The organism is Acidovorax sp. Root217 (assembly GCF_001428645.1).
Lineage (GTDB): Bacteria > Pseudomonadota > Gammaproteobacteria > Burkholderiales > Burkholderiaceae_C > Acidovorax.
Map to the genome: position 1 here is coordinate 38,786 of NZ_LMIH01000045.1, position 11,873 is coordinate 50,658.

At 67.9% G+C, this 11,873-nt stretch carries 10 protein-coding genes; 2 read left to right on the forward strand and 8 right to left on the reverse strand.

Annotated elements, in window-relative coordinates; genetic code table 11:
* Nucleotides 1-379: 379 nt before the first annotated feature.
* From ASE31_RS30010 to ASE31_RS30035, 6 genes are all read right to left on the reverse strand, one after another.
* Complete coding sequence (locus ASE31_RS30010) at nucleotides 380-1,555, reverse strand: Gfo/Idh/MocA family protein (protein ID WP_057206806.1); 1,176 nt, start codon at nucleotides 1,553-1,555, stop codon at nucleotides 380-382.
* A gap of 18 nt (nucleotides 1,556-1,573) precedes the next feature.
* A complete protein-coding gene (locus ASE31_RS30015; RefSeq protein ID WP_057206808.1) occupies nucleotides 1,574-2,587 on the reverse strand; it encodes a sugar phosphate isomerase/epimerase in 1,014 nt (337 codons plus the stop codon).
* 85 nt (nucleotides 2,588-2,672) lie between these two features.
* Nucleotides 2,673-3,653, reverse strand: coding sequence for a substrate-binding domain-containing protein (locus ASE31_RS30020; protein WP_057206811.1), 981 nt, complete (start codon nucleotides 3,651-3,653; stop codon nucleotides 2,673-2,675).
* A gap of 204 nt (nucleotides 3,654-3,857) precedes the next feature.
* Nucleotides 3,858-4,886 (reverse strand): ABC transporter permease, encoded by a 1,029-nt coding sequence (locus ASE31_RS30025; protein ID WP_200961183.1) that lies wholly within the window; start codon nucleotides 4,884-4,886, stop codon nucleotides 3,858-3,860.
* Nucleotides 4,867-6,354 carry a sugar ABC transporter ATP-binding protein gene (locus tag ASE31_RS30030; RefSeq protein ID WP_057206813.1) on the reverse strand — a complete coding sequence of 496 codons (1,488 nt, stop codon included), beginning with the start codon at nucleotides 6,352-6,354 and terminating at the stop codon, nucleotides 4,867-4,869. The genes ASE31_RS30025 and ASE31_RS30030 overlap by 20 nt, the downstream gene beginning before the upstream one ends.
* On the reverse strand, nucleotides 6,351-7,568 hold the full coding sequence (locus ASE31_RS30035) for an ROK family transcriptional regulator (RefSeq protein WP_369818281.1): 1,218 nt from the start codon (nucleotides 7,566-7,568) through the stop codon (nucleotides 6,351-6,353). Before ASE31_RS30035 ends, ASE31_RS30030 begins: the two co-directional genes overlap by 4 nt.
* A 238-nt stretch (nucleotides 7,569-7,806) precedes the next feature.
* Between ASE31_RS30035 and ASE31_RS30040 the strand changes: the two genes are divergently transcribed.
* Complete coding sequence (locus tag ASE31_RS30040; protein WP_057206815.1) at nucleotides 7,807-9,660, forward strand: bifunctional UDP-sugar hydrolase/5'-nucleotidase; 1,854 nt, start codon at nucleotides 7,807-7,809, stop codon at nucleotides 9,658-9,660.
* Complete coding sequence (locus tag ASE31_RS30045; protein ID WP_057206817.1) at nucleotides 9,633-10,808, forward strand: trypsin-like peptidase domain-containing protein; 1,176 nt, start codon at nucleotides 9,633-9,635, stop codon at nucleotides 10,806-10,808. The genes ASE31_RS30040 and ASE31_RS30045 overlap by 28 nt, the downstream gene beginning before the upstream one ends.
* A gap of 90 nt (nucleotides 10,809-10,898) precedes the next feature.
* Here ASE31_RS30045 and ASE31_RS30050 read toward each other — a convergent pair whose 3' ends face one another.
* Nucleotides 10,899-11,225 (reverse strand): hypothetical protein, encoded by a 327-nt coding sequence (locus ASE31_RS30050; RefSeq protein ID WP_157412712.1) that lies wholly within the window; start codon nucleotides 11,223-11,225, stop codon nucleotides 10,899-10,901.
* 118 nt (nucleotides 11,226-11,343) lie between these two features.
* Complete coding sequence (locus tag ASE31_RS30055; protein ID WP_157412713.1) at nucleotides 11,344-11,817, reverse strand: DUF6882 domain-containing protein; 474 nt, start codon at nucleotides 11,815-11,817, stop codon at nucleotides 11,344-11,346.
* Between the last annotated feature and the right edge of the window lie 56 nt (nucleotides 11,818-11,873).

The window sequence follows — 11,873 nt, forward strand, 5'->3', positions numbered from 1 at the left end:
GACGCCGGAGGCGATAGCCGGCAGACACGGCCTGGAGAAGGCCTTCACCCTCGGTTTTTTGCAGATGCTTGAACAGAATGTGCAGGGGGCTGCATCGCGCAGCAGCACGCAGGGTGGGCTGTTCGCGGAATGGTCAGAGTTGCACGGCGCGCAGTGACTGCGCAGTTGCGGAGAATTGCCTCACCGGCGTGGCGCTCTTCTGTGCCATGCCGCCATGCCGTCGCGCTGAGAGATGGCGAAGGCCGTGGCCTCGACGATGGGCCTGCCCATGGGCTGCAAGTCGTGTGCGCGCATGCAGCGCGCACTGCTCACCGCACCATCGCACCCCATCGCAGGAATGGACTGCTCAAATGCCAGTGGTGACGCAGCAGCGCCCGGCTCACACCCCTTCGCCCGCCAGCGCCGTCCACTTGCGTTCGCTGCGCGCAGACTCGACCACCCGCTCGATGAAGCGCACGCCGCGCGCACCGTCTTCCACACGCGGGTAGTCGGCTGCCAGTGGGTCGGCCGGCTGGCCGGTGGCATGGGCGCGGATGTCGGCGGCCACGCCCAGGTAGACATTGGCAAAGGCCTCGATGAAGGCCTCGGGGTGGCCCGATGGGATGCGGCCCGCGCGCAACGCAGACGGGCTGAGCCAGGGGGCGCCGCGCGTGAGGATGCGGCGCGGCCCGTCCACGGGCGAATGCACCAGGTGGTTGGGGTCTTCCTGGCGCCAGGTGATGGTGCCCAGGGTGCCCGAGACCTGCAGGCGCAGGTCGTTCTCCAGGCCCGCAGCCACCTGCGATGCCACGATGATGCCGCGCGCGCCATTGGCGTAGCGCAGCAGCATCTGCGTGTCGTCGTCGAGCCGGCGGCCCGCACCGAAGGCGGTCAGGTCGGCGCACAGCCACTCGGGCTCCATGCCGGTGACGGTGGCGGCCAGGTTCTCGGCGTGCGAGCCGATGTCGCCCATGGTGCCCACGGCGCCGCTGCGCGCGGGGTCCAGCCGCCAGTCGGCCTGCTTGTTGCCGCCACCCTCTTCCACCGCCGTGGCCAACCAGCCCTGGTTGTACTCCACGGTGACCTTGCGCAGCGTGCCCAGGGCGCCGCTGTGCACCAGGTGGCGCGCCTCGCGCACCATGGGGTAGCCGGTGTAGTTGTAGGTCACGCCGAACACGGTGGCGGCCTGGCGCACGGCGGCCACCAGCTCGTCGGCCTGCGCGCTGGTGTGCACCAGCGGCTTGTCGCACACCACGTGGAAGCCCGCCTGCACGAAGGCCAGGGCCACCGGGTGGTGCACGTGGTTGGGGGTGACGATGCTGACCAGGTCGATTCGCTCACCAGCGGGGCGGCGCAGCTCGTCGGCCAGCAGGTCCTGCCAGCTGCCGTGGTTGCGCTCGTCGGCCAGGCCCAGGGCGGCGCCCGAGGCGCGGGCCCGCTCGGGCGAGGACGAGAGCGCGCCCGCCACCAGCTCGAACTGCCCATCCAGCGCCATGGCCTTGCGGTGCACGGCACCAATGAAGGCGCCGTTGCCGCCGCCCACCATGGCGTAGCGCAGCTTGCGTTCAGAGGACATGGATACCCTTGTTGGTTATTATTTCGGTTGCTCGTCGCGGGCGAAAACGGCGTCGAAGGCGCCAGCGGCGGGCTTGAAGTCGAGCCGCTTGCAGAAGGCAGCGCTTTCTGTGGCACCGTGCACGCGGTCCATGCGGCTGTCCTCCCACTCTACCGAGAGGGGGCCCTGGTAGCCGATGTCGTTGAGGGCGACGATGATGGATTCGAAATCGATCATGCCGCGGCCCACACTGCGAAAGTCCCAGTGGCGGCGCGCATCGCCAAAGCTGGTGTGCCCGCCGAACACGCCCACCGTGCCGTCGCCCCTGCCCCACCACACGTCCTTCATGTGGGCGTTGTAGACGCGGTCGGCAAACTGGCGGATGAACTTCACGTAGTCCACGCCCTGGTAGGCCAGGTGGCTCGGGTCATAGTTGAAGCCGAAGCGCCGGTGCCCATTCACAGCGGCAATCGCGCGCTCGGCCGAGGCGATGTCGAAGGCGATCTCGGTGGGGTGCACCTCAAGCGCGAAGTTGATGTCGTGCTGCTCGAACACGTCGAGGATGGGGCCGAAGCGCTGCGCAAAGTCGGCAAAGCCCTTGTCCCAGTACGCCTGGCTGGTGGGCGGGAAGGCATAGATGGCGTGCCAGACGGACGAGCCCGTGAAGCCCGTGACCGTCTTCACGCCGAACTTCGCGGCGGCCCGCGCCGTGTCGGCCAGCTCGCTGGCTGCGCGCTGGCGCACGCCTTCGGGTTCGCCATCGCCCCACACATGGGGCGGCAGGATGGACTGGTGGCGCTCGTCGATGCGGTCGCAGACGGCCTGGCCCACCAGGTGGTTGCCGATGGCAAAGCACCGCAAGCCGTGCTGGGCCAGCAAGGCGTGCTTGTCTTTCACGTATTGGTCGGAGGCCAGCGCCTCCTGCACGTTGAAGTGGTCGCCCCAGCAGGCCAGCTCCAGGCCGTCGTAGCCCATGCTGCGTGCCAGCGGCGCGAGCTCGGACAGCGGCAGGTCGGCCCACTGGCCGGTGAAGAGGGTGACGGGTCTTGGCATGGTGGAGCTCCAGAAAATGGGGGCAGCGACCAGCCCACCGGGCGGCCGCCGCTGCGATGGGGCGAGACCCCATCAGGCGTCCTGATCAGAATGGAGAGTCAGGGAAGTAGAAGCTCTTGGCGTTCTCTTTGGTGATCAGCACCGAAGGAATGATGGTCGTGGGCGGCAGCTTGTCGCCCTTGATGCGCGCCTCGGCCGTGAGCTTGATCGAGTCGTAGATGAACTTGGGGCTGTACGACACGTTGGCCTGGATCAGCGGGTTGCTGCCGTCGGCCAGCGTCTTGATCATGCCCTTGGCACCGGCGCCGCCGAACACCAGCTTGATGTCCTTGCGCTTGGCCTGCTCGATGGCCTTGAGCACGCCCACGGCCATGTCGTCGTCGGCCGCCCACACGGCATCGATCTTGGGGAAGCGCGTGAGGTAGTCCTGCATGACCTTGAAGGCGTCGTCGCGGTTCCAGTTGGCGTACTTGGCGTCCAGCAGCTTGATGTCGGGGTGGTTCTTGAGCACCGCGTTGAAGGCGTCCATGCGCTCGTTGTCCAGCGTGGTGGCAATGCCGCGCATGACCACCACGTTGCCCTTGCCGCCCAGCGCCTTGGCGATGTACTCGGCCGGGATCTTGCCGAAGGCGGTGTTGTCACCGGCCACATAGGCGTCCTGCGCGCTGGTGTCGGTCAGGCCGCGGTCCACCACCGTCACGTAGACGCCCTTGGCCTTGACCTGGGCCACGGGCTTGGTCAGCGCGGCCGATTCGAACGGGAAGATGACCAGGGCGTTGATCTTGTTCACCGTGACCAGGTCCTGCAGCTGGTTGGCCTGCTCGGGCGCGCCGCCGGCTGTCTTGACGATGACCTGCAGGCCGGGGTTGGCCTTCTCCAGGTCTTTCTTGGCTTGGTTGGCCCAGTACACGATGCCGCCCGTGAAGCCGTGCGTGGCCGACGGAATGGCCACCCCCACCACGACCTTGTTGGCCTGGGCCACGGCCGGGCCGGCCAGCGCCAGCGCTGCGGCGGCGCCCACGGCCGAGAGGGCCAGGCGGCGGGTGAAAGTAAGTTGGCTGTTCATGATGCGTTGTCTCCTGTTGCTGTTGCTTTGATGAAAAAGGCCATGGAAGCTGGCCGGCTGGGGAACACCTCGAAAAACAAATGCACGCAAAGAGTGGCTGGAAAACTCAGCGAAGCGGTCCTGGCTAGGCGCTGCGTCGCAGACAGTGCGGCTAGCACGGCAAGACACAGCAACAACGCCAGGAGAGTTGTTCCGGCCACTCCGTCACCTCTTGCCGCGTTGCATGAAGGCCACGGCTATGATCACGAAGCCCTGCACCGCCGCATTCAGGTACACGCTGATGATGCTGGTGAGGTTCAGGATATTGCTGATGACCGACAGCAGGATGGCGCCCACCACCGTGCCGGTGATGGTGCCCGCACCGCCCTTCAACACGGTGCCGCCCACGATCACTGCGGCGATCGCCTCCAGCTCCCACAGCAGGCCCGTGGTGGGCGATGCCGAGCCCAGGCGCGGCACGTAGAGCAGTGTGGCGATGCCCACACACACGCCGAGCAGCATGTAGGTCAGGATCTTGATCTTGTGCACGTCCACCGCGGCGTACTGCGCCACCTGCTCGTTGGAGCCGATGGCCTGTACGTAGCGGCCGTAGGCCGTACGGTTGAGGATCACACCGCCTACCAATGCCACCAGCAGGAAGATCCACACCGGGATGGGTACGCCCAGCAGGTTGGCGTAGTACACGGGGCTGTAGATGTCGGACAGGTCGTTGTCCAGCGTGATGGCGCCGCCGTTGGAGAAGTAGGTGAGGTAGGCGCGGAAGATGCCCAGCGTGCCCAGCGTCACGATGAAGGGCTCGATGCGCCCCTTGGTGATCAAGAGGCCATGCACCAGGCCGAACACCGCGCCCAGCACCACCGCCAGCAGCATGCCGACCACCACGGCGGCCATGGGCGAGCCCAGCACGGGTGCCATGGCGTTCATGAACAGGATGACCGAGCCGGCGATCAGCGCCGCCATGGAACCGACCGACAGGTCGATGCCGCCCGAGATGATGACGAAGCACATGCCCACCGCGATGATGCCGATGAAGGCCGTGCGCGTGAGCACGTTCATCACGTTGTCATAGGTGGCGAAGTTGCTGTTGAGCAGCGTGCCGGCAATGCACAGCAGCGCCAGGCCGATGACCGGGCCCATGCCGTGCAGCTTGCCCCACCAGGCGGTTGCGGCACCGTGGCGGCTGCCGCCTGCCTGTGGCGCGGCGGCGGTGTTCTCAGCGGGTACCTGTGGCATGGACGATCAACTCCTCTTCGGTCAAATGGGGTTCTTGCAGCGTGGTCTGCAGCCGGCCGGCGCGCATCACCGCCACGCGGTGGCACAGGCCGATCAGCTCCATCAGTTCGGACGAAATCACGATCACCGCCAGGCCCTGCGCCGCCAGGCGCTGCACCAGGTGGTAGATCTCGCGCTTGGCGCCCACGTCCACACCGCGCGTGGGCTCGTCGAGCACCACCACGCTGGGGCCGGGGTGCAGCACCTTTGCCAGCGCGAGTTTTTGCTGGTTGCCGCCCGACAGCGACGATGCGCGCACGTCGAGCGAGCCGGTGCGGATGCCGAACTCCTGCACCGCATCGCGCAGCGCGGCCTGCTCGGCCGCCGGGTTGAGCCAAGGCTTGGCATAGCGCTCCAGCGCCATCAGCGTGAGGTTGGGCCGCAGGCTGAAGTGCACATGCAGGCCCTTGCCCTTGCGGTCTTCGCTCAGGTAGGTCAAACCGTGGCGAGCCGCATCGCGCGGGCTCTTGAGCTGCACCGCCTTGCCCGCCAGCTCCACCGTGCCGGCAGAGCGAGGGCGCAGGCCCAGCAGGCCCTCGAACAGCTCGGTGCGGCCGGCGCCCACCAGGCCGGCAAAGCCCAGTATCTCGCCGCGCCGCACCTCGAAATCCACGTCCTGCGCCCAGCCGGGCACGGTGAGGCCGCGCACCTGGAGGATGGGCTCGCCTGCCGGAGCGGGCAGCTTGGCGGGGAACAGGTCGGCCAGCTCACGGCCTACCATCAGGTTGGCCATCTGCCGCCGCGTGACGCTGGCCGTGGGCTCGCGTGCCACCAGCAGGCCGTCGCGCATCACCACCACCTCGTCGGTGGTGCGCTCCACTTCGTCGAGCTTGTGCGAGATGTAGATGATGGTCACTCCCGCGGCCTTGAGCTCGGCCATCAGCGCGAACAGGCGCTCCGTCTCGCCGGGGGTGAGCGTGGCGGTGGGCTCGTCCATGATCAAGAGGCGCGCATTGCGGGCCAGCGCGCGGGCGATCTCCACCAACTGCTTTTCGGCCACGATGAGCTTCTTCACGCGGGTGTCGGGGTCCAGCGGCAGGCCGACCTGGGCCAGCGCCTGGCGCGTCTTCTCGCGCATGGCCTTGTCGTCCAGAAACAGGCCCTTCCTGATCTCGTGCCCCAGGAAGACGTTCTGCGCAATCGTCAGGTCGTCCGCCAGGTTGAACTCCTGGTGGATCAGCACGATGCCCTGGGCCTCGGCCGCGCGCGAGCCGCCGCCGGGGGCGCGCACTGCGCCGTCGACCACCACCTCGCCGGTGGTCGGGCTCTCGTACCCGGCCAGTATCTTCATCAGCGTGGACTTGCCCGCGCCGTTCTCGCCCAAGAGGCCATAGACCCGGCCCGGCTGCAGCGCAAAGCCCACGCCGTGCAGCACGCGCACGGGCCCGAACTCCTTGGTCACGTTGCGGAACTCGACGGCGACGCTCATCGTGCGGCCCCTCCCGAACGGGCAGACGACTGGGCCATGCTCTCCTGCATGGCCAGCACACCGGCGCCCACCACGCCGGCATCGTCGGCCAGGGGGGCGTACTGGATCTCCAGGTGGCGCGTGGAAAGGGCCAGCGAGCGGTGGTACACGCTCTGGCGCACCGAGGCCAGGAACAGCGGCCCCATGTCCGCCACCCGGCCCGCGATGAACACGTGCGAGGGGTTGAAGAAGTTGACGATGGAGGCCAGCATCTGCCCCACCAGATTGCCCGCGCGCTGGATGATGGCGTTGGCTGCCACGTCGCCCGCGCGGCTGGCCTGGGCCACGTCCTCGGTGGTCAGGGTGCCGGTGGCCTGCAGGCGCTCAGCCAGCAACGCGCTCTCGCCCGCCTGGGCTGCGGCCAGCGCCATGCGCGCCATGGCGGGCGCGGCGGCCATGGCCTCCACGCAGCCCTGGTTGCCGCAGTGGCAGCGTGGGCCGGCCTGGTCCACGCAGATGTGGCCCACGTCGCCGGCCGAGCCATTGGCGCCCCGGTACACCTGGCCGTGGCAGACGATGCCGCAGCCGATGCCCGTGCCGATCTTGATCACCAGAAAGTTGGGCAGGTTCCGCTGCAGCCGCCAGAGCTCGCCCAGCGCCATCAGGTTCACGTCGTTGTCCACGAACACCGGGGCGGCGAAGGCTTCGCGCAGGTAGTCGCGGATGGAAAAGCCGTCCCAGTCAGGCATCAGCGGGGGGTTGACCAGTTGGCCGCTTTCAAAATCCACTGGCCCCGGCACGCCCATGCCGATGGCGATGACCTGCGAGGCCGGCAGCCCGCAGCGCGCCATCAGTTCGCGCATCAGGCCGCGCAGCCGCGCCAGGATCACGCCCGGGCCCTGGCGCACGTCGATGGGTTCGCGGTGCCGTGCCAGCACGGTCATGTCGGGGCGCATGATGGCCACCTGCATGCTGGTGGCGCCCAGGTCGGCGCCGATCACCACGCCCAGGGTCTCGCTCAGGCGCAGGGTCTCGGCACGGCGGCCTCCGGAGGACTCCTGCAGGCCCACCTCGTCGAGCAGGCCCTCGTCCAGCAAGGCCGCCACCCGCGCGTTGGCCTTGCTCTTGGAGTAGGCCAGCCGCTGCGCCAGTGCATGCCGCGACGCGCCCGCCGACCAGAAAATGGTTTGCAGAACGTCCAGGTCTTCGGTGCCGCAGTTGTGCCAGCGTGCCAAGGCTTGTCTCCTATTCTTGTCATGGGATCCCAGGGGCCGTAGTGGGCCTTGCCTGGGTCACCAGCGCCTCAAATGGACGCGTTGGGCAAATACTATGCGGCCCACTTCGGCCACACAAGACTTAACTTAGACCTAATTTTGTCCAAAGCCCCATGCGAGTGCCGCATTCATGGCGCTGTCACAAGGACTGGGTCCACTCGGCAACAAACCGAACACCACCACCAACAGAGGGTCTTCCATGAAACTGCGATTGATTGCCGGGGCCACCGCCGTCCTGGCCGCCACCTTGGTCGCCTGCGGCAGCGATGGCAGCGAGCCGCCGTTCACCGTCAAGCTGATCGGCTTCAACGACTACCACGGCAACCTGGAATCCCCCGGCACCTTCGGTGCCAGTGCCGCCGTTCCGGCGGCCGAGCGCCCGCCGGTGGGCGGCGCCGAGTTCATGGCGGCCCATGTCGCGAAGCTCAAGGCCCAGAACCCCAACAACGTGGTGGTGGGTGCGGGCGACTCGATCGGCGCCTCGCCGCTGATCTCCGCGCTGTTCCAGGACGAGCCCGCAGTGGAAACGCTCAACCGCATCGGGCTGGAGTTCAACTCGGTGGGCAACCACGAGTTCGACAAGGGCTCGGCCGAGCTGCTGCGCCTGCAGAACGGCGGCTGCAAGACCGGCGAGCCCAACAGCTGCAAGGGCGCGGTGGCCGGCACGCCGGTGCCGTTCGAAGGCGCCAGGTTCAAGTGGCTGTCGGCCAACGTCATTGCCACCGCCACCGGCAAGCCCCTGCTGCCGGCCTATGGCATCAAGGAATTCAAGGGCGTCAAGGTGGCCTTCATCGGCATGACCTTCAAGGCCACGCCGACCGTGGTGACGCCCACGGGCGTGGCCGGCCTGGAGTTCCGCGATGAGATCCAGACGGTGAACAGCCTGATCCCCGAGCTCAAGGGCCAGGGCATCGAAGCCATCGTCGTGCTGGTGCACGAGGGCGGCTTCCAGTCGGGCACCGTTTCGGACATCAACGGCTGCGAGGGCGCGCTCGCCGGCTCGGGCATCGCCACCCTGGTCAAGGGCCTGGACAACGCGGTGGACGCGGTGATCAGTGGCCACACCCACGCCGCCTATAACTGCAAGCTGCCCAACGCCACGGGCCGCACCATCCCTGTGACCAGCTCCAGCTCGTTCGGCCGCGTGCTGACCGACATGGACCTGACCATCGACCCGTCCACGCGCGACATCACGGCCATCGCCACCACCAACCGCCTCGTGGTGCGCAACGACCCCACCGTGCCTGCCGATGCGACCGTGGCCAGGATCATTGCCGGCTACAACACCCTGGTCTCGCCCATCGCCAACACGGTGATCGGCTCCATCGCCGCCGAGCTGCCCAACAGCCGCTCCGATGGCGCCTGCAACATGCCGGCCGGCGACCTGGTCGCCGACGCCATGCTGGCGGCCACGCAGGGCCCCACCTTCGGCTCGGCGGTCATCGCCCTGATGAACGGCGGCGGCGTGCGCAACCCCGGCTTCACCTTTGCGAGCAGCACGGTGGGCGAAGGTGCCGGCAACGTCACCTACGGCGAGGCCTTTACCACGCAGCCGTTCGGCAACAGCCTGGTGACCATGTCGCTGACGGCGCAGGACCTCAAGGACGTGCTGGAAGAGCAGTTCGCGGGGTGCAAGGGCCAGTCGACCACGGCCACGCGTGTGATGCTGCCGTCCAACGGCTTCAAGTACACCTGGGACGGCGCCAAGGCCTGCGGCGCGCGCGTCAGCAATGTCACGCTGCGCAACGGGGCCTCGACGGAGACCATCGTCGACGCTGCGGGCGCGGTGGCCAACCCGACCAAGACCTACCGTGTCACCATGAACAACTTCATGGCCGATGGCGGCGACGGCTACTCCACCTTCCTCAAGGGCACCAACCGCCTGGGCGGCGCGCAGGACATCGATGCGCTCGTGGCCTACCTGTCGGGCTTCAAGGCGCCCAAGGCACCGTACACGCTGGGCAGCAACCCCAACGATGCGGGCAGCGTGCGCATCAACCGCACTGGCACTGGCTCCAACGCCGCATGTCCGACCGGCGCCGTCACTTCCTGAGCGGTCTGCTGGCGCTGGCAGCGGCCGGCCCGCTGGCGGCCTCGCCGGCCACCGAGGAGAAGCTCAAGGCGATCATGCAAGCGGCAGCCACCCGCCCGCCCGACGCCGAGCGCCTGCGCGAGCGCGAAACCCTGCTGCGCGAAGCCGAGACCGCGCTGGCGGCCGGCGATGCGCAAACGGCCGAGCAGGGCTTCGACCGCGCCGCGATGATCCTGCACTCGGCCGACACCGAGATGGGCCTGGTGCGCAGCTACATGCAGTCGGGCCAGTACCGGCGCGCGCTGGCGTTTGGCGCGCACACGGCAGGTGCGCACCTGGACGTGGTCGGCGGCGCGGCGCTGTATGCCTGGCTGCTCCACGCGGGCGGGCAGGACGCTATCGCCCGCAAGCTGCTGGCCGATGCGCAGGCGCGTGCACCATCGCAGCCTCTGGTGGCCGGTGTGGCCCGTGAGCTCGCTTCGGGCGCGCCGCATGCGAGCGGCGACATGCTGCTGGCGCCCGCGCGGCTGGCCCCGTACAGCCACCCCAACAACCTGGCGGCACTGCCGCGCGCCGCGCGCATGGTCGCAGCAGGCACCCTGGTGGATGAAGGCCGCATGGCGCTGGTGCCCGCGCGGGCCGTCGCCGGCAGCCGGCGCCTGTGGGTTCGCAACGGGCTGGGGCAGTTAGTGCCGGCCTCCGCCATGCCGGTGCGCGGCGAGAGTGGCGTCGCTCTGCTGCGCCTGGGCAGCCCGCTACCCGCACCATCCATGGGCACCGTGCCCGCCGATGTGTTCCCGGGTGCCGTGGCCTTCGCCGTGGCGTATGCGCAGACCAACGATGCGGGCGCCGCCTGGCCCCTGCTGCGCACGGGCTTCGTCGGTGCCGCCACGGGTGCGCAGGGAGATCGTGAGCTCGATCTGTCCATGCACCGGGGCCTGGCGCCGGGCGGGCCTGTCTTCGACCAGGCCGGCCGGCTCGCGGGCATTGCGCTGCCTGAATATGCCGGTGGTGCCGGTGGTGCCAGGCTGGTGGCCGCGCCCCGTTTGCGCGCGGCATTCGCGGGGCGGGTGGCGCTGCCTGCGTCCTCGGAGGCTGGCCGCCTGGGGCCCGACGCGGTGTACGAAGCGGCGCTGCGCAGCACCTTGCAGGTGATCGCCGCCCGCTGAGGCGCGGGCAGGCTGCAATGCCTGCGCTTGTGCAGGCGCGTCTTCTGCTTTATGGCGGAACCCTGGCGCTGGGCACTGATGGGTGCATGGCTAAATGCTGCTTGAGTCGGTGGCAGTCCACTGAAAACGAACCGACTCTCGCAGCCACCGAAAATGCACCTCGAGGCCCAGATAGTCGCGATCACTTGTGTTGAACGCGGTCTGCCGCTCAAGGCAGCGCACGAAGAAGCTCAAGCACACCTCCCTTTGTCTGCCAACCTTGGCAAACCAGGGTTCGTCCTGAACCCAATAGCGCTCGGCAGACAGGTAGCACTCGCCGGTCAACCTTTCCAGACCAGGGAATGCACTGCCAGGCGGCAGCCCGCTGAAGTACTGCGCCACCAGGCGCCACACCTCGGCCTCGATGACGGCTCGCAAACCCTGGAGGGCCTCGTAGTCAACGTCCTCGAAGCGATCACACCGCTCCCTGTCCACAGGCCCCGCCCATGGTGGACGGGGCACGACCACAACGCGGGGCCACGGCTGGGCGCCAAGCTCAGGCGGCCGCATGCAGGACATAGCAAACCCATGGCTCCTGGTTCTTGGTCTTGAACACGGCAATGCCTTGCAGATGGTGCAGTGCCAGGGCGCACAGCTCGTCCATATCGCTGGGGGTGGCGCGCAGTTGCGGGGTATCGAACACCTGGTAGCCGGTCTGGGTTGCCAGCTCCCTGACCTGAGCGGCCCTGTTTCTTGACAGCACAGGGAACACATCGTTGGCCCATGCCCAGGCCAGGCTTTCCAATGCGGGGAGGTAGGTGACGATGGGTGTCGCCTGGTACACGCATGTCCGGCCACCATCGCCGGTGAGTGTCAGGGTCGCTGCTTCTTTATCGATGTTCCATGCAGAAAAGCCGGCAATGGCCTGGCTGAAGGCCTCCTGCCTGGCCCGGTACCCGTCCATGGCAATGCTCAGCAAGTCTGCAAACCTGGCGTCTGTGGTGTCCTGGTGGTGGCGATGGAGATGCATGGGAGTTCGGCCGATAGTATCCGGGTATCGTGGTGCCGCAGGCTGGACAGTACGCA